15 protein-coding genes are annotated in these 17,571 nt (G+C 54.6%); 8 read left to right on the forward strand and 7 right to left on the reverse strand.

The features are described 5' to 3' along the window. Positions 1-50: 50 nt before the first annotated feature. Entirely contained in the window at positions 51-662 is a 612-nt protein-coding gene (gene rpsD, locus SH467x_RS04520; protein ID WP_482370099.1) for a 30S ribosomal protein S4, read from the reverse strand. Between the two features lie 288 nt (positions 663-950). Here rpsD and SH467x_RS04525 point away from each other — a divergent pair, with 288 nt between their 5' ends. After that, the gene (locus SH467x_RS04525) at positions 951-1,823 is read left to right on the forward strand and encodes a purine-nucleoside phosphorylase (protein ID WP_482370100.1); all 873 of its coding nucleotides are present in this window, start codon (positions 951-953) and stop codon (positions 1,821-1,823) included. Between the two features lie 111 nt (positions 1,824-1,934). On the opposite strand, the gene SH467x_RS04530 is transcribed toward SH467x_RS04525, so the two are convergent. Next, on the reverse strand, positions 1,935-2,681 hold the full coding sequence (locus SH467x_RS04530) for a ferredoxin--NADP reductase (RefSeq protein ID WP_482370101.1): 747 nt from the start codon (positions 2,679-2,681) through the stop codon (positions 1,935-1,937). A gap of 262 nt (positions 2,682-2,943) precedes the next feature. Between SH467x_RS04530 and SH467x_RS04535 the strand changes: the two genes are divergently transcribed. Continuing rightward, positions 2,944-5,514 carry a PSD1 and planctomycete cytochrome C domain-containing protein gene (locus SH467x_RS04535; RefSeq protein ID WP_482370102.1) on the forward strand — a complete coding sequence of 857 codons (2,571 nt, stop codon included), beginning with the start codon at positions 2,944-2,946 and terminating at the stop codon, positions 5,512-5,514. A 2-nt stretch (positions 5,515-5,516) separates the two neighbouring features. Continuing rightward, positions 5,517-7,022, forward strand: a complete 1,506-nt coding sequence (locus SH467x_RS04540; RefSeq protein ID WP_482370103.1) for a DUF1501 domain-containing protein — start codon at positions 5,517-5,519, stop codon at positions 7,020-7,022. A gap of 4 nt (positions 7,023-7,026) precedes the next feature. Here SH467x_RS04540 and SH467x_RS04545 read toward each other — a convergent pair whose 3' ends face one another. Together SH467x_RS04545 and SH467x_RS04550 are read right to left on the reverse strand one after the other, a co-directional pair. Then, complete coding sequence (locus SH467x_RS04545) at positions 7,027-7,572, reverse strand: hypothetical protein (RefSeq protein ID WP_482370104.1); 546 nt, start codon at positions 7,570-7,572, stop codon at positions 7,027-7,029. A 62-nt stretch (positions 7,573-7,634) separates the two neighbouring features. Continuing rightward, positions 7,635-8,012, reverse strand: a complete 378-nt coding sequence (locus SH467x_RS04550) for a cupin domain-containing protein (protein ID WP_482370105.1) — start codon at positions 8,010-8,012, stop codon at positions 7,635-7,637. Between the two features lie 294 nt (positions 8,013-8,306). Here SH467x_RS04550 and SH467x_RS04555 point away from each other — a divergent pair, with 294 nt between their 5' ends. The 3 genes from SH467x_RS04555 to SH467x_RS04565 all read left to right on the forward strand — a co-directional run bounded on the left by SH467x_RS04555 (position 8,307) and on the right by SH467x_RS04565 (position 11,742). After that, positions 8,307-10,616 carry a protein kinase domain-containing protein gene (locus tag SH467x_RS04555; protein WP_482370106.1) on the forward strand — a complete coding sequence of 770 codons (2,310 nt, stop codon included), beginning with the start codon at positions 8,307-8,309 and terminating at the stop codon, positions 10,614-10,616. Between the two features lie 86 nt (positions 10,617-10,702). Beyond that, on the forward strand, positions 10,703-11,206 hold the full coding sequence (locus tag SH467x_RS04560) for a hypothetical protein (protein WP_482370107.1): 504 nt from the start codon (positions 10,703-10,705) through the stop codon (positions 11,204-11,206). Further along, positions 11,206-11,742 carry a hypothetical protein gene (locus SH467x_RS04565; protein ID WP_482370108.1) on the forward strand — a complete coding sequence of 179 codons (537 nt, stop codon included), beginning with the start codon at positions 11,206-11,208 and terminating at the stop codon, positions 11,740-11,742. Before SH467x_RS04560 ends, SH467x_RS04565 begins: the two co-directional genes overlap by 1 nt. 43 nt (positions 11,743-11,785) lie before the next feature. On the opposite strand, the gene SH467x_RS04570 is transcribed toward SH467x_RS04565, so the two are convergent. Both SH467x_RS04570 and SH467x_RS04575 read right to left on the reverse strand, forming a co-directional pair. Then, complete coding sequence (locus tag SH467x_RS04570; protein ID WP_482370109.1) at positions 11,786-12,997, reverse strand: class I SAM-dependent rRNA methyltransferase; 1,212 nt, start codon at positions 12,995-12,997, stop codon at positions 11,786-11,788. 5 nt (positions 12,998-13,002) lie between these two features. Continuing rightward, a complete protein-coding gene (locus tag SH467x_RS04575) occupies positions 13,003-14,418 on the reverse strand; it encodes a hypothetical protein (RefSeq protein WP_482370110.1) in 1,416 nt (471 codons plus the stop codon). A 156-nt stretch (positions 14,419-14,574) separates the two neighbouring features. Here SH467x_RS04575 and xylB point away from each other — a divergent pair, with 156 nt between their 5' ends. Together xylB and SH467x_RS04585 are read left to right on the forward strand one after the other, a co-directional pair. After that, positions 14,575-16,095 carry a xylulokinase gene (xylB, locus tag SH467x_RS04580; protein ID WP_482370111.1) on the forward strand — a complete coding sequence of 507 codons (1,521 nt, stop codon included), beginning with the start codon at positions 14,575-14,577 and terminating at the stop codon, positions 16,093-16,095. Positions 16,096-16,117: 22 nt separating this feature from the next. Beyond that, positions 16,118-16,882 (forward strand): RsmE family RNA methyltransferase, encoded by a 765-nt coding sequence (locus SH467x_RS04585; RefSeq protein ID WP_482370112.1) that lies wholly within the window; start codon positions 16,118-16,120, stop codon positions 16,880-16,882. Between the two features lie 40 nt (positions 16,883-16,922). Here the strand turns inward: SH467x_RS04585 and SH467x_RS04590 are convergent, their stop codons facing one another. Next, positions 16,923-17,552 (reverse strand): DUF4254 domain-containing protein, encoded by a 630-nt coding sequence (locus SH467x_RS04590; RefSeq protein ID WP_482370113.1) that lies wholly within the window; start codon positions 17,550-17,552, stop codon positions 16,923-16,925. Between the last annotated feature and the right edge of the window lie 19 nt (positions 17,553-17,571).

The following is a 17,571-nucleotide window of genomic DNA, read 5'->3' on the forward strand; positions in this document are numbered from 1 at the left end:
ACGGCCCCAAAGGTCAGAGGAAACAACCATCCCAATCGATTAGACATCGACTATCGGGACAAGAATTCGACCACGATGTTGGCGTTCACTGGCAACGAGATGTCGCTCGGTCCAGGTTGCCCCAACATAGTAGCACGCAATCCTTCGCTATCGAGCGAAACCCAATCCAACGGGGCTGGAGAGTTGTTGGCGATAATGCCACGGTACAAATTCCGAACCGCTTCGTTGCTTCGAACTTCGATCACGTCGCCTGGTCGGAGCATGTAAGACGGACTCGAGACCTTTACACCATTCACCTTGAAGTGACCGTGGACGATTCCCTGTCGAGCCTGTGGACGGGTCTTCGCAAACCCAACACGACGCACGACGTTATCCAGCCGGCGTTCGCACATCAGCAAGAGCGTTTCCCCGGTGTTCCCCTTCTTGCGCACAGCATCGGCGAAGTACCTCCGCAATTGTCGCTCACCCAAGCCGTAGTAGTACTTGATCTTTTGCTTTTCCGACAAAGCGGTGCCGTAGTTGCTCGTACGACGGCTACGTGGGTGCATCCCTGGTGGTTGCTCGCTTCGCTTTCCGTAAGCTCGTACCGCGCCGGCGCTTTCATAAAGCTGCGCACCGAAGCGTCGGTTGATGCGGGCCTTGGGCCCTGTATATCGTGCCATATTTTTAGTCTCCTGCTGCGAACTCGAAGGTTCGAAGCGACCAATGGGTAACGGTCGGTCGAGTCCAATTCGTCCAGCTCGAGAAAACCGCATTCCTATCTGGAACGCAACCAATCGACTCAAGCTCTTGCAAAAACGAAACGGCCCCCGGAACTCCGGCGGCCGTCAATGCTCGCTACATCGCGGGCCCTGGCTCAACCTAATCTCGTGAATATTGCGGAAAAGTATGTTAAATTGCCCCCCCTTCGACAACCCCAAAACCCAGTGAAACCAAAGGGATCGCGGATCTTGCACCCCACTCCATCGGATTGCCGGCCTCACCCCCACCCGGACTTGAACCAAGCTCTCGAAGCGATTCTCGCCGCCATCGGGGATTTCTCACCATTCGCCTGCCTTATCCTAGGTAGCGGAATGGGGGCGCTCGCAGATGAAATCCAGTCATCGAAGGTCGTCCTTTATCGGGAAATCCCTGGCTTTCCTTTATCGCATGTCGCAGGCCACGCTGGAAAATGCGTTTTTGGGTATCTAGGAAGCGTCCCGGTTTTTGCCTTGGCGGGGCGCGCCCACCTATACGAAGGCTGGGAGCCGGAACATTCCTGCTTCCCCCTCCGCTGCGCAGCTGCAATGGGTGCGACCAATCTAATCGTCTCCAATGCCTCCGGCGGGATCCATCCTCGCTTCCGAAGCGGCCAAGTCGTCGCGATCGATGATCACATCGACTGGATGCAGCGCTCCCCATTTTCTTCCTGCGACCACCGTGAAACCACCCGTCCTTTAGGATTGCACCATCGTCACGACTCACTGTACGACGCCCGTTGGCTAGACCTCGCCACCCAGGAGGCGCTCCAACTAGGATTCAGTTTGCATCGAGGAACCTACCTAGCGACCCTCGGCCCGACCTACGAAACGCGCGCCGAATATCGCATGTTCCAAAAAATGGGGGCGGATATGGTCGGCATGAGCACCGTCCCCGAAATCGTCTTGGCCAAGCAGCTCCAAATGCGCTCGCTCGCCTTTTCGATCGTGACCAACGTCGCCAAACCCGACGCCCCCACCAAAACCGACCACGCCGAGGTCTTGGACTGGTCACAACAAGCCCAACAGCAACTGGTACCCCTCATCGAGAAAATTCTTCCTCGCATGCAGCAACTCCATCCCTAAATGCCTCGCGCTGCAGCATGATCTCGAATGGCCGACTTTATTTCTATCGACCAGCACTCTCACGAACAACCGCCATCGACCGAGGATCGAAGCAAAGCGTTGCACCGCCCCCTACCAATACCTCTCCAGCACATAATGCCCCGGGACTGCCGACTTGTGCTTCCGCATGCCCCGATCTTTCAACAGCGTCTCCATATCGTCAAGCATTTGAGGATTCCCGCACAGCATCACCACTCCTTCTCCCTCGACCAACTTTACCCCCGCTTGCTCCTCCAGAACTCCGCTCTCGATCGTGTGCGTGATGCGACCGTGCAGACAGCCTTCTCGCTGTTGCCTCGAGAGGATAGGTATAAATTGAAATCGCTCTCCATGCATGGCACGGTAGGCGGCGAGCTCATCCAAGTAAGCGAGATCGGTTTCGAGCCTCACTCCATGCACCACAACGACCCTTGCATACCTTGCCCAAATCGTCTCATCGCGCAGCATGGCAATATAGGGAGCCAGTCCAGTTCCCGTCGCGACCAACCACAAGCAAGGAGCGTCGGGAACATGAGACAAGGTAAAACTTCCTGTCGCTCTCACCGAAACGTCGATCGCATCTCCCTCGGATAGATTCCACAGCTTCGGTGTTAACTCTCCCTCGTCGACTCGCACGATAAAAAAATCCAAAAACTCTCCGTGCGGAGAGGCGACGGAGTAGGGTCGATGCAGATGTTTGTCCTGCAACGAAAGCCCCACTTGCAAAAACTGACCGGGCTCGAACGGTGCAACACCGGGGCAGCGAATGGTTAAAGTAAAGAGGCCTTCCGACCAAATATGCTTCCGTTCCACCCTCCCAGTAATCCATTGCAATGCCATGACGTTGTCCCGAGTCCCAAGGTTTCCGTTCGATACCCAACATCGAGTTCGAACCGCGATTAATCTTCCCCAACGACGTTCGCTATGGTAGCGAAATCACCCCAACTCCGACCAGTTCGCGTCCGATTGTTGTTGGAAATTGCCGGTTTTCTCGGATAGAATGGAGAGGTTCGCGGATCCGCGCTGACTTAACCGCTACTCCCCTCCCACGAACTCCTCCCCCTCCCCTTCGGCCCTTATGATTCACCGAGCAATCTCTTCGATGCGGCCCAGTTTGTCTCAGCCGACTTTGTCCTTGCTGCTCGTTTGGATCGGGCTGTTTTCCTTCGCATCCGCCTTCGCTTTCGAACTCCCACCTGCTGGGCGCGCAATCGATTTCAATCGAGATATCCGTCCCATCCTTTCGGAGAATTGCTTCTATTGTCACGGTCAAGACGGAAATAAACGGGAGGGGGGCGTTCGGCTTGACCATCGGGACGAAGCTATTTCCTCGGGTGCGATCCTCCCTGACAATCCATCGCAAAGCGGCCTATTGCTGCGGATCCATTCCGAGGATCCCGACTTGGTCATGCCACCACCAACCTCGAACCGCCGACTTTCCAGCGAACAAAAAGAAAAGATCCAAGCCTGGATTGATCAGGGGGCGCCGTATGCCGACCACTGGGCTTTTTCCAAGCCAACACGCCCGGTGGAACCAACCGTATACCGCTCGATCTGGACCAAGAACCCAATCGATACTTTTCTATTGCACCGCATGGAACGGGAGGGACTTGCACCATCTCCCGAAGCGGATCGCGCGACTCTGATCAAACGTCTCTATGCCGACTTGATCGGTCTCCCTCCCACCCCCGAAGAGGTCCGAGAGTTCGTCAACAATGACGACCCGATGGCGTATGAAAAATTGGTCGATCGGCTGATGCAGAGCGAGCATTACGGTGAACGAATGTCTCTCCCTTGGCTTGATGCGGCTCGCTATGCCGATAGCAATGGGTTTCAGCAAGACGGAGATACTTGGCAGTGGATGTGGCGAGATTGGGTTGTGTCTGCACTCAATCAAAATCTCCCATTCGACCAGTTCGCAACTTGGCAACTCGCAGGCGATCTTCTCCCCAACGCCACTCTCGAACAAAAAATTGCGAGCGGGTTCAACCGAAACCATCTGCTCAATGGCGAGGGTGGAGCCATCGCCGAGGAGCAGCGATTTGTTATTCTCTTTGATCGAATGGATACGACCTCAACAGTCTTTCTTGGCCTCACGATGGCCTGCGCTCAGTGCCACGATCACAAGTATGATCCGATCACGCAAAAAGACTATTACCGATTGATGGACGCATTCAACCGAGTCCCCGAAACCGGCACTCCACAGTTCTTTTCCAAGCGGATACGGGTCGGTCGCCCCTTCATCGAAGTCCCGAGTGCAGAAGTCACTGCGCACCTGGCCAGGGTCGACGCTCAGCTTGCTGAACTTGACCAGAAGTTACGTCCTCTCCTCGACGCAGCCTTTCAAGGTTGGAAGACCGGCATACTAACCGACCAGCGCCCCGCCGAATCCAAGGGACTTCCCGAATCGATCTTGAAACTGCTGGCCAAAGACGCGAACCAACGATCGGACGAAGAAAGCAAGAACCTGGATACGGAGTTCCGCAAACACTTTGACGCGAAGGTCAAAGACTCGTTAGCAGACAAGCTTCCTTTTCTCTCGGAGACCAACAAGCTTCGCAAAGAACGTGCCGATTATGTCGCCGACCAAATGCCTCGCCCCATGGTCATGAGCGATGAGCAACCTCGAGACACCCATGTCCTCATCCGAGGCGAGTACCTCAAGCCTGACGAGAAAGTAACATTTGACACTCCTTCCTTTTTACCTCCATTACCCGGGGATGCACCTAAGAACCGGTTGGGATTCGCAGGTTGGCTTTTTAGCGAAGAGCAACCGCTGACAGCGCGCGTGCAAGTCAACCGAATGTGGCAGCATTTCTTTGGGATTGGATTGGTCAAGACATCGGAAGACTTCGGTGTACAGAGCGAGTACCCGCTCCATCTCGATTTGCTGGATTGGCTCGCGGTTGAGTTCCGCGAAAGCGGTTGGGACATGAAAAAATTGAATCGATTGATTGTCACCAGTGCAGCCTATCGCCAGTCGAGTCGATTCTCGCCGGTTTTGTTGAGCTACGATCCCGAGAATCGTTTTTTTGCCAGAGCCAATCGATTCCGTTTGCCCTCCATGCTCCTTCGCGATTGGGCTCTCGCGTCCAGTGGGTTGCTGGATCGCAGAATCGGTGGACGTCCTGTTTATCCGTACCAACCCGATGGAATTTGGGAGTCGCTCGCGATCACCAAAGAACGTGATTTCACTTACCCAACTTCGAGCGGGTCCGACTTGGTGCGCCGCAGCTTGTACACGTTCTGGCGGCGTACTGTTGGGCCAGCCAATATGTTCGATGCCTCCAATCGTCAAACGTGCAAAGTGCGCGTTGCGGCCACGAGCACGCCACTCCACGCGCTCACCACCCTCAACGATCCCACCTGGGTTGAGTCATCGCGCGCACTCGCTGCTTGGTGCATGGTTCAGTCTACCGATCGGTCCTCGCAGTTGCGTTGGGCATTTGAAAGGATCCTTTGCCGTGAACCTTCCGCCAGCGAGCTTGCGAGACTGGAGAAGGCGCTCGCAAAGCAAGAGTCCTTCTTTGCCACGTCGGACGCGGACGCAAAGTCCTTTCTAGGCGTAGGTGCGTATACCGCCGACGATCAACTCGATGCCAAAGCCTTGGCATCGCTATCCGTCGTCTGCCTAGCCCTGTTCAATCTCGATGAAGCGTTGACGAGAGAATAACCATGAATCCATCCGGTCTTCCAATCGACCCTTCGCTCATCGCAGAGAACATCGCTCGAGTAACGCGCCGGCAGTTGTTCGGGCGCGGTGCGTGCGGAGTCGGAGCCGCGGCCCTGGCAAGCCTTTTCAACGCGCACGCCCAAGCCGACGATCGTGAGAACGCAAAGGAGAACGCGAACAAGAAGGAGAATCGCGGGCTTCCCGATCTTCCTCACTTCCCCGCAAAGGCCAAACGCGTCGTCGTCCTATGGCAGGGAGGGGGCTCGTCACACGTCGATCTATTCGACGACAAGCCAGTCATGCACGAAATGGCGATGAAGGAAATCCCGGACAGCGTGCGGGGGACAACACGACTTTCGACAATGACCAGCGGTAACGGAAAGTGGCCGTGCGTACCCGCTATCAAACCATTCCAATCGTACGGTCAATCGGGAATGCGATTGAGTTCGATGCTCCCGAAGATTGGGAGCATTGCCGACGAATTGACTCTGGTTCGTTCGCTCCACACCGAAGCGGTGAATCATGCCCCTGGTGTTACTTATTTCCTGACGGGCGCGCAAGTCCCCGGCCGCCCCAGCATGGGAGCTTGGTTGACCTATGGGCTTGGCTCGGAAACCGACGAGTTGCCTACCTTTGTCGTGATGACCTCGAGCGACAAAGGAAAAACATGCGGTCAGTTGTTCTTCGACTATTACTGGGGAAGCGGGTTCCTCCCAAGTCGCTTTCAAGGTGTCCGGTTTCGCAATACGGGCGATCCCGTTCCCTACTTAGCAACGCCGAACGGCATCAGTCGCGATGCACGCCGGGCGATGCTCGATGACATTGCAGCCATGAATGCAGAACATCTCGCTGACTATGGCGATCCGGAAATTGAAACACGTATCGCGCAATACGAAATGGCTTTTCGGATGCAAACCAGCGTCCCGGATCTGATGGACTTTTCGAACGAGACAGAAGCCACCATCCAACGCTACGGTCCGGATGCGTTGGTCAAGGGAACCTTTGCAAACAATTGCCTCGTCGCGCGACGACTGCTCGAACGCGGGGTTGGATTTGTGCAGCTCATGCACGCGGGCTGGGATCAACACAACAACTTGTATACGCAGCTCGAACAACAGTGCTTGGATACCGACGCCCCTGCAGCGGCGTTGGTCCAAGATTTGAAGGAGCGGGGGTTGCTGGACGATACGCTTGTCATCTGGGCATCGGAATTTGGACGGACTCCGTTTGGGCAAGGCAATCCGGATAAGCCCACAGGCCGAGATCACTTTGGAAAAGCGTTCAGTTGGTGGATGGCAGGTGGAGGAGTCAAGAATGGTTTCACCTACGGAGCGACTGACGATTACGCTTGGAACATCACCGAGAACCCGGTGCATGTCCACGATATGCAAGCCACGATTCTGCACCTATGCGGGATCGATCACACACGCCTCACCTATCGCTTCCAAGGGCGACAATTCCGATTGACCGATATTCATGGCGAAGTCGTATACTCTATTATCAGTTAACGCATTACCGGATAACCAGCGGCGGACGGGGCTTGGCCTGGTCCATCGTTGGATCGGCGACGCGTGCGTCCCGATCGGACTCTTGTCGCCCCAAGAGATCCGCGGTCAGCGATGTCATCAGCAACCCAGCTGGCAGCATGTAGACATACGTAATCACAGACGTGTGCCAGCCATGGAGAACGGTATACAGGGCAATAGCTGGCGCAAGCAAACCAAACGCAAGAAGGCCTTGAACTGGGGAAATGCGCCGCGTGCGCAGGACGAGCACCGCCACGCCTAATGTGCAGATGAGCGTAAACAGAGCATTGGGGAAGATTGCATCGGGTTGCCAACTCCAGACTGTAAGCTGGCCGGCATTGGAATAGTCGTAATGCATGTAATCAAAGGGAAATCCGGCCCGCGCTGGCTGCAGCTTCACATTCCCTGGACCAAGGATGGAAGCCACCTCTTTCGCCCGAGCGTTTGAATCGTAGTAATGTGGGATATGGGCCCAGACGGACCATCCGATCCACAACAACACCAACAAGATGGCGATGACGATGCGATTCATGGACGTTTTCCTTTTTTGAATCTATTCGGAGTCGTTCAACCAATCTTGGGTTTCTGCTCCGTTCAAGCATTCTTTGAATCTAGTTTTGACTTGGCTGAAATCAGAACACTCGATGGATCCCAAGCGGAGGCGAGATTGTATTGGATCCATTCGGGGCTCAGATGGATGTCCAAACTATCGAGTCGGCCCGGTCCTAAGTTCTGGTATCCATGGGGTACATTGGCTGGCCCAAAAACGATATCCCCCGCCTCGGCATCGATCACTTGATCGCCGACCGTGAATCGAGCACGCCCTTCATTGATCGTAAAGATTTCGTCGTAAGGGTGAACGTGAAGAGTCGGTCCTTGCCCCACTTGGTCGGTCACGTAACGGATCAACGTGATGTTCGTCTGCAGCCTTTTTCCTTCCAGGAGTCCGCGCAGGGGACTGGAAAGATCCATCCATTCCTCAGAACTGACTTTTGCAGGTTTTGACTTCGACGGTATTGGCATACAAATGAGCCCTTGCTGGGTGAAATCTCTTCTAAACTCCTCCTGGGACTGACGAACATCGGAACGCCTTCCCTTTTGCTGCCATTAGCGAAGCATTGGTATAGAATTCGTTACGATTTTGCTCGGGGCTAGAGGAAGGAAAAGCGATTTTACCTTACACTGGGACGCTGCGCGGCGGTCATCGCCGCGTGATCGAGCCCAACGAATGCGAAGCGCCCTTTCCGCAAACCCCCGGTCGGACTAGTGACTCATTCTCCGAACCCAGATCAACCTGACGCCACTCTCAATCAAACAGTCGGCGAGCAGATGCGTGCCGAGGAATTGAGTCTGCGAGCGACGGTTCCTCCCGCGCAAGTCCCTGGGTACAAACTGGATCGACTGCTCGGGCAAGGTGCCTTCGGACAGGTTTGGGTTGGCACCAACCTCAACACCGGTCGAACGGTGGCGGTGAAGTTTTATCTTCATCGAGCAGGGGTCAATTGGTCGCTCCTCACGCGCGAGGTGAAGAATCTCGTCAGCATGGCAGGCAATCGCCTGATCGTGCAAGTCCTCGAGGTGGGCTGGGATGCTGAGCCCCCTTACTATGTCATGGAGTATTTGGAGAACGGCTCGCTCGACGATCTCATTCGCAAGCGGGGCGCGTTACCCATCTCCCAAGCGATCTCGTTGTTTACGGATATCGCTCGCGGCCTCAATCATTCGCACGGCAAAGGGGTTCTGCACTGCGATTTGAAACCCGCCAACGTCCTGCTGGATCCAGATCTCCAGCCCCGCCTTGCAGACTTCGGCCAGAGCCGCCTTTCCAATGAGCAAACCCCTTCCCTCGGGACATTGTTCTACATGGCGCCGGAGCAAGCCGATTTGAATGCGGTCCCCGACGCGCGTTGGGATGTGTATGCACTCGGCGCCATCCTGTACTGTATGCTCGTCGGATCCCCTCCGTACCGCACGCCCGACACCGTCACCACTCTCGATACGGCAGGGAGCTTGCCCGAGCGACTCAAACGCTATCGCGATACGATTCACAAATCCCCGTTCCCTCGCCTTCATCATCGCGTGCAGGGGATGGATCGCATGCTCGTCGGTATCATCGATCGGTGCTTGGCCAAGAAACCAGAAGATCGATTCGAGAATGTGCAGCAAGTTCTCGAATCGATCGAGCGTCGACAGATTGCCCGCCTCAATCTGCCGATGATGATGTTGGGAATTGTCGGCCCCGTTCTGCTCCTCCTCGTGATGGGTTTGTTCTTTTGGCGCGGAGTTGCGGTTGCCGAACGAGAATCGGCGAACGAACTCAAAGAAATGGTCCTTCAAAACAATCTCTTCGCAGCTCGACTTGGGGCTCGAACGCTTGAAAAAGAGATCGAAACGCTTTTCAGGCTCATTGAAGAGGAGGCGAAACAGGAACAGCTGGAGAGTCTGTTCTCCGAAACGATCCATGCTGCCGGCTCGGATCTTCTGGAGTCGTTGATTGAAGATGGAGTAACCGACGTAGATCGCTTGCCCCTCCTGGAGTTAAACAAACGTCAAGAGCTTGAGCAGTACCTCTTATCCCGGTTCAATCGGATTCAAGCCAACTCGGGCAGCAAACGAAAGACAGCGGAGTTCGACAGTCTTTTTCTCACCGATCGATGGGGCACGATGATCGCGGCAGCCTTTTCTGGAGAAACGAGCGCGACTCGCATCGGATACAACTTCGCTTATCGCAGTTACTTCAATGGACAATCGCAAGACTCCGACGAGAGTATTTCGGCTCGCAAATTTCAAGGGACCCAATCCTCCCACATCAGCGTCCCCTTCCGATCCACCTCCACCAATCGATGGAAGATCGCGGTCTCGACTCCGATCTCTGTTTCGCTCCCATCCGAAAAGGAAAAGGAAGAGCCGAGTCGTACCATCACCGGTGTTCTCGTCTTAACGATCAATTTGGGAGATTTTGATTTGCTTCCCGAAGAGTCCCCGGACGGCAATCGCGGATCTCGACGCAAATCCGATCGCTTAGCCGTGATGGTCGATGGCCATGCCGGCACTGGTTTTCAAAAAGAAACGCGTGAAGGGACGATCCTACAGCACCCCGCCTTTTCGCAATTCGCGGAGGAATATGCGAACGCTCCGAAGATCAAATACCAAATTGATGACAGTATGTTGGCTCGGTTGAAGGGAGAGGGCACCTACCAGTACATCGATCCTGTTTCGATCGATGAAGCGGGGCAGGAGTACGCTGGCCAATGGATCGCCGCGATGGCAAAGGTAGAGATTTCACGCAAGACGGTCGACTCGATCGAACGCAAAGAGCCCGCGAACTTGTGGGTATTGGTACAAGCGCGTGCCGATACGGTCACCGCTCCGGTTGCGAGCATGGGGGAGAAGATGATGCGAGAGGGCTTCATCGCCTTGCTCACTTTGCTGGCGATGGTCTGCTCGCTCTGGGTTTTCGTCGTCTGGGTCATGCGACTGCCAGACAGTTTCCGGGCCGTCATCCAGTCTCGCACTGGGGGCGGTACGGAGATGACCGGCGCTGCAAATGAGGTGACCCTCGACGCCGATCGCTAGAACGGTTCGTCTAGCCCCCCGCATTCTGTGCGTTTAAGGTAAGATGAGAATCGCCCGCAGGCTAATTCGTGAAGAAGGCATTGGTGATGCAATTTCTCTCCTTGCGACCAACGTTCGATACCGTGATTCCTTGCTCCAAAACAGAAGTGTTGGCCGAGCTCGGGAAACAACTCCGCGCTCAGTCTTGGAACTGGATCGCACATGAATTCGATGGTTACATCGAACTTCATATTCCCGATACGCAAACCAGGTATTGGTCACCCCATTTGTCTCTCAGCTTCGAAGAGAAGGACGGAGCCACGTGGATTCACGGTCGATTCGCGCCGCGTCAAGAAGTTTGGACCTTGGTCTGGGTCGCGTATTTGGCTTTCGCTTTTGGTGCATTCTTTTCGTTGCTGTTCGCACTTTCCGCTTGGCATGCAGGACAGAGCACGGTGGCTTGGTGGATGATTCCCTTGTGTATGTTCGGCATCCTATTTCTCTATATCGTGAGCTACATAGGACAAAGCTGGAGCTACGATCAGATGGAATCGCTTCGCGTTCAATGCCAAAGGCTACTGCAATTATGTTGCCCAAACCTGGTGAACTAATGAATCCTTACGAACCACCTACAGCCCCCGAGGTCGATTGGCGAAGGCAAAGCGAAGGGTTCAGTGATTGGCTCAAACCGGCGCGCCTCCCATTCTATCTGTTGACTATGGTACAAACCATCATCGTCCTTGGAGCGTACCAGCTTTGGATGGTCGGTCCCGACATTGGATTGACGCCCATTCTCGAAGCTTTCTGGGATCGATTTCTATCGATCCTTGCGTTTGCCGCCATCTTCTTTTTCTTGAATTGCTGCGGTTCGCAATGGGTTGAAGGTGAGCTCTTCCTGAACTCTCAAGCCCCAGCAGCCGAGTTGCGCGAACGGGAAATGGGTGATGTCCCGTATCGCAGAGCCCAATTCTTTCCTTTCCTCTCGCTCTTGCTCATGGCAATCTTTTTGATCTCAGGTGCGATCATGACTTCGGTCTATCGACGCCCGCATGAGACAACGTGGTTTATGTTGACGCTCACGGTGTTGGTATTCCTAAGCATTCGCTTTGCCACCAAGATGCGCCAGGTGAGAATCGGCAGCGGTTGATAATCGGCGAAGGAATGCGATCGAACGTAACCTTGAAACTCAATCAGCCCAGAACACGTGCAACCACGCATTTGAGGTAATCGGTTTCCGGGCAGCTTAACGAGACCGGGTGATCGGGCGCGGCCCCTCGGTTTTCCAACACTTGGATTTCTCGCTTGGCTCGTTGACTTACTCCTTGGAGCATTTCCAAGAATTGGGTGCGGGAAACTCGCCCCGAGCAACTGCAGGTCACCAAGGTACCGCCGGGATTGAGCATGCGAACGGCCAAGTAATTCAGTCGGTGGTAAGCGGCTAACGCTCTTTCCAGATTATCGCGAGAACTGGCCAATCGCGGCGGATCCAGAACAATCGCATCGAACCGGAGTCCTGCATCGAGACCTTTGGAAAGGTAATCGAAGAAGTCTCCCTGTACCCATTGAACCTTATCGTCAAGCTGGTTGATGGCAGCATGTTGAGCCGCCATCGCCAGCGCCCGTTCGCTCGAATCGAGGGCAATGATCTCGGCAGTCGATGCATACTTCGCCATGGTGAGTGCAAAGCCTCCGACATAGGTGCAAACGTCGAGGACTTTGGAGCCTTCACGGATCCAGCGGATTGCCGCCATTCGGTTCTCGCGCTGATCCAAATAGTAACCCGTCTTTTGCCCTCCCTGCAGATCGACCAGCCACTTCAATCCATTTTCCATTATCTCGATCGGTTTTTCGGGAGACGACCCCATTAGGAATCTCTGGCATGGCTCAATCCCTTCGCTCTTCGCGCTGCGAGGATCGACCTGCATTTGGATGCTGGCTGGTCGATAAAGTTCATAGAGCCGATGCGAGATGGAGTCGATGAACGGAAGCAAAGCCGCGCTGGTGACCTGCATGACCAAGTGGTCGCCAAATTTGTCGACCACCAGTCCGCTCAACTGATCGGCTTCGCTAAATACCAATCGCATCGATGATTCCGCTGTGACGGGAAAGCGAGCCCGATGCTCGATAGCACGATCGATTCGCTTTCTAAAAAAAGACTCGTCAATGGACTCTGCGATGTCCCAGGTATAGAGTCGGATGCGGATGCGACTGTTGGGGTTGTATAGACCGCGTCCGATGAAACGACCATCTTCTCGTACAAGATCGACCGTTTCTCCGACGCGAGGTTCCGAACCTGCAGGGAGAATGGAATGTTCCAGGATCCAGGGATGATGGCCATCGAACGAACGTTTCTTCGTCTGCTGTAGATAAATTTGTCGCAGGCCGGGTAACGAAATTGTCATGACAGCTACACCCCAAAGCCCATCGAGGATTCCACCGAACTCCGTTGCGTCAACATGCCCACCGAGTCCGTGATGGTATTCCACGCCTCCACACAACCTCTTAAATGATCCGGTGTCTTATCGGGTGCTTTCAAAATCGACACCAATGCTTGTGCGAGAGAATCTCGGTACTTGGATGCGTGCGCAAATCGAATCGCGAGCGTCAATGGTTCGAGTCTTTGCTCACGGTTGCAAACGTTGTAATAAGCCCGGACATCCGGTTGGATCAAATCGGGATTCGGCTGGCCCGGCCAGCGTTCGATTTGATTATTGAGCTTAGCAAATGCGTCTCGTTGCTCGGCTTCGGACAGCCAAGCGACGAATTGTGCAGCGACTGAAGTCTGGCGCGTCTTCCTGCCAATCGAAGCATGAAATCCAAGACAATGGTTTGTCGCGAGTTTGGAACAGCGAATCGCTTCCCGATTCTCGCTATCGCTGGGAAGATCGAGCGAGCGCGACGGGTACGCGATTGCGAGAAGTGCTCCCTCCCCCTTGGTTGTGACCAACTCCTTCCACGCGTCCGAGTGCGTCGATAGCATGGTCGATGGGAATAGCTCAACCAGTCGCACGAGCACACGGGAGGCAAGTAGGAATTCATCCGTGAGGAGTCGTGGCTGCAACCGAGTCAAGTCGAACAGTCCACGCCGCTTGGCATTCGTCGTAGCGGAAACCCATAAAAAGCGATCGACAAGTGCATCTTTTTGTTCCGAACTCAATGCGTCCAGTGTACTGCGCCATTCGCTTTCCGAGGCTTCCTTCTTATCGGACAGAGCGGCAAAAATCTCATTCCAAGACTCTGACGCAGCGCTCGTTCTGTCTTCGACGGGTTTGATAGGGTCTTCCAGTCGATCCAAAGAATCGATGGGCACGTTTCGTCCAGCGAGAGTCAGTAACGGTGCCCCCAGCGGAAGGCCGTAGTGAGCCTCGCCATATCGGGAGGTCACTCGCCAGCGCGCCGGCCAAGACTCGATCGTTCCGCCGGACTCGCCCCCCGATTCCGATTCGGACTGATAGGGTTTCCCCGCTGCAGCGGTGGGCAAGGGAATGATCCGTTCGCTGGCGACCCAGTCACCTAACAAGTGTGCGGGGTAAATCCAGACGTCCGTGGAATCCGCTGGTCGCGCGGCTGCCTGAAGCGACGTGACGGATTCGATTTGGATTGGCTGCTCCGAAAAAGCCTGCCAGCGCAGCTGTAGCTCTTCAGAAAACGGCCCTTCGACCACGACGACTTGGAGTGGAGGACGATCCTTGGCCGCAAGCGTTTTGGAGGCAGGATCTTTCTTAACGTCACGACCAAAGAAATCGCATCCCGACACCGTGACTACGGCGGATGCAAACAGACCGCCGACCAACCTTCGACGCGCGGGAATCGGATACTGCATAGTTGGAGAGCCAGAAATTGGGCGGTCGAGGATAGTACTGCAAAACCAGATTCGCCAGTATAGTATCGAGCCGGGAACTATTCTATTCCCAAGGCGTCGGACTTCATCCAACTACCCTTTCCATCCTCTTCCAAACTTTCGGTCGCGAAACACATCATGGGATACTACATCGGAATCGATATCGGAACATCGGGTACCAAGAGCCTTTTAATCGATGAACAAGGATCGATTCTGGCGGAGTCTTCCGCCGAATACCCTGTTCACATGCCCAAGCCACTTTGGACTGAGCAAGACCCAGAGGATTGGTGGCAGGCGGTCAAGAAAACCGTTAAAGGGGTCGTCAAAGCGGGCAAAGTCAAAAAAGGGGATGTGAAAGCGATTGGCCTTTCCGGGCAGATGCACGGTTCGGTCTTCCTGAACAAAAAAGGCAAAGTGATTCGCAAGGCGTTGCTTTGGAATGACCAACGAACCGTTGCGGAATGCGAAGAGATTACCGAGCGAGCAGGGGGCCGCGAAGCGCTTATCGAGATGGTTGCCAATCCCGCGCTGACCGGATTCACAGCTCCGAAGCTTCTGTGGTTGCGCAACCACGAGCCAAAGAACTACGACCATCTCGCACACTTGCTCCTCCCCAAAGATGAGATTCGTCGGCGATTGACAGGAGAGCTCGCGACCGATGCGAGCGATGCGAGCGGCATGCTGTTGTTGGATGTGAAGAATCGAAATTGGTCGACCAAGCTATTGAGCAAACTCGATATCGATCCGAGCATTCTCGCGAAAGTCTATGAGTCGGAGCAGGTCACCGGGACGCTGCTCCCCGAAGTAGCCGCCGAACTAGGACTTTCACCGGAGTGCAAAGTCGTCGGTGGGGCAGGGGATTGCGCCGCCGGAGCGGTCGGGAATGGAATCGTTAAACAAGGCGTCTTGACGGCATCGCTGGGAACGTCCGGAGTCATGTTCTGCCACAGCGATGAGCCTCAATACGATAGACAAGGACGCCTTCATACGTTCTGCCACGCTGTCCATGGAAAGTGGCACATGATGGGAGTTACGCTGTCCGCAGCGGGATCGCTTCAATGGTTCGTCAACCAGCTCTGTTGCGAATTGACCAAGAATAAGAAGGTTGATCCCTATGCGATCATCAACGAAGAAGCTGCGGCAGTCGCAGCGGGCGCAGAAGGTCTTTACTTCTTGCCTTACCTTGCAGGAGAAAGAACACCTCACGCCGACCCGCACGCTCGAGGATGTTTCATCGGATTGACCAACAAGCACGGACGTGGGCATATGGCTCGTTCCGTTATGGAAGGGGTAGCCTATTCCCTCCGCGAGAGTCTGGATATCTTGGGGCAGCTTCAAGTACCCGTCAAAGAGATTCGAGTCAGTGGCGGTGGTGCCAAGAGCCCTCTATGGAAGCAAATTCTCGCTGATTGTTTCGGCCAGAAGGCTTGTACGATCAATGCCGAGCAAGGCCCAGCGTTCGGAGTCGCACTGCTGGCTGCAGTCGGCGATGGTGCGTACAAGAACATCGAGGAGGCCTGCAAAGCGACGATCCACGTCGTGGATCGGGTTCCTCCACGAAAGGCTTCGCAAAAGACCTACGATGCAGGGTTCCCCATCTATCAATCTCTCTACCAAGTCCTCCGCGAACGCTTTGAAGTGATAGGAAATCTGTCGTGATCTTACGCTGCATGGAGAGATCATGACGGTCCATCGCTTCTTTGTCGAGGAAATCCAAACAGGCGGTTTGCAACAGATCGAGGGGCCCGAAGCACATCACGCATTGAAGGTGCTTCGAGTCCGAGAGAACGATCCCATCGAGCTGTTTGATGGCCAGGGGAACGTCGCGATCGCAAAGGTTGTTGCGATCGCGAAACGTGACTTTCAGGTGGCGATCGAGTCCCGAGCGTTTGAACCTCGCGACAGCGATGGGCGAATCCATTTCGCGGTCTGTTTGCCCAAAGGAGATCGGCAGCGAAGCGTGGTCGAAAAGTTGGTGGAACTGGGAGTCGATTCACTGATCCCGCTGCACAGTCGTTTCACCGTGGCCGAAATCGATCGCGACAACAGGGATCGATTGGATCGTTATGCATTGGAATCTTGCAAACAATGCCAGCGCAACCGAAAGCTTGCCATCAAGCCTCCAGAAAAACTTGCCAACCTAGAACCCATCATCCGAGAATTTTGCGAATTGGGAGGAGGCGTCTGGATACTGCATCCTGGAGGGAAGGATGCGTATCAACTTCATCGAGAGCCAGAGGGTATGCGGCTGGCATCCCAACAGCATTTGTTTTTAATCGGACCTGAAGGTGGGTTTGGAGAGGATGAAGTCGAGCGATGCGAACAGTCCGGAGCGGTCCGTCTAGGGCTGGGCAGTCGCATCTTGCGAGTGGAAACAGCCGTTGCAACTGCAGCGGTCTTAGCGCAAACCTTTCTGTTTTCCTCGCACTTTCATTCCGAAGTGTGATTCCCATTTCGGGGCATGACTTACGTCGAGCGGCTGGTCTTTAAAGGCCGGAGGAAGATGCTCGATTTCGATCGTACAGATAAGGATTCAACGTAGGATCATTGTACATTTTGAACTGCCGGTAAGTTCGGTGCTGTTTGAGTCCGACGTAAATGTCAGCAAGCAGTTCCCGCAACGAGTTGCTCAATTCATCCCTCTGCAATCGGCAAATCGCCGAGCGAGTCGTCACTTTTTCGCGATGTGATTGATCGACATCGGTGCGTTGAAGTTGTTCATCAAGGTGATAGATACGAAGAGCTAGGATCGAGAGTCGATCCATCGCGCTCCCGGGCGTCTCGGTGTTGAGTCGCGCAGTCGACTGCAACTGGATGCTATGGCGATCGAGATCTTCGGTGATCCAGTCATCCAGTTTCTCGATCCAGTCGTTCCGAAGCTGGTTGTAGCGATCTATATTCCGTTTGACTTGTGCGATTTGTGCATCCGAAACATCGGGGCTTCGAGCAATATCTTCTTCGTGCCACAACAAATAGTTGAACTGATGTTGCTGGCAAGCGATGGAGAGAATTGACTCTTTTCCATGCGTCTTTTCGAATGGATTATCGACGGGGCATTGATGCCACTGTGCAACCGTCTCGGTTTGCATCGTCAAGACTTCTGTAATATCGATCATAGGAGGAGCGACTTCGTCC

It is taken from the genome of Brakhagea slesvicensis, from assembly GCF_052161625.1.
GTDB lineage: Bacteria > Planctomycetota > Planctomycetia > Pirellulales > Pirellulaceae > JBKCUI01.

Excerpts from the sequence above, each read along its gene's own strand:
- rpsD (WP_482370099.1), bottom strand. The coding sequence starts at position 662 with ATGGCACGATATACAGGGCCCAAGGCCCGCATCAACCGACGCTTCGGT.
- SH467x_RS04530 (WP_482370101.1), bottom strand. The coding sequence starts at position 2,681 with ATGGCATTGCAATGGATTACTGGGAGGGTGGAACGGAAGCATATTTGG.
- SH467x_RS04535 (WP_482370102.1), top strand. The coding sequence starts at position 2,944 with ATGCGGCCCAGTTTGTCTCAGCCGACTTTGTCCTTGCTGCTCGTTTGG.
- SH467x_RS04540 (WP_482370103.1), top strand. The coding sequence starts at position 5,517 with ATGAATCCATCCGGTCTTCCAATCGACCCTTCGCTCATCGCAGAGAAC.
- SH467x_RS04545 (WP_482370104.1), bottom strand. The coding sequence starts at position 7,572 with ATGAATCGCATCGTCATCGCCATCTTGTTGGTGTTGTTGTGGATCGGA.
- SH467x_RS04550 (WP_482370105.1), bottom strand. The coding sequence starts at position 8,012 with ATGGATCTTTCCAGTCCCCTGCGCGGACTCCTGGAAGGAAAAAGGCTG.
- SH467x_RS04560 (WP_482370107.1), top strand. The coding sequence starts at position 10,703 with ATGCAATTTCTCTCCTTGCGACCAACGTTCGATACCGTGATTCCTTGC.
- SH467x_RS04565 (WP_482370108.1), top strand. The coding sequence starts at position 11,206 with ATGAATCCTTACGAACCACCTACAGCCCCCGAGGTCGATTGGCGAAGG.
- SH467x_RS04570 (WP_482370109.1), bottom strand. The coding sequence starts at position 12,997 with ATGACAATTTCGTTACCCGGCCTGCGACAAATTTATCTACAGCAGACG.
- SH467x_RS04575 (WP_482370110.1), bottom strand. The coding sequence starts at position 14,418 with ATGCAGTATCCGATTCCCGCGCGTCGAAGGTTGGTCGGCGGTCTGTTT.
- xylB (WP_482370111.1), top strand. The coding sequence starts at position 14,575 with ATGGGATACTACATCGGAATCGATATCGGAACATCGGGTACCAAGAGC.
- SH467x_RS04585 (WP_482370112.1), top strand. The coding sequence starts at position 16,118 with ATGACGGTCCATCGCTTCTTTGTCGAGGAAATCCAAACAGGCGGTTTG.
- SH467x_RS04590 (WP_482370113.1), bottom strand. The coding sequence starts at position 17,552 with ATGATCGATATTACAGAAGTCTTGACGATGCAAACCGAGACGGTTGCA.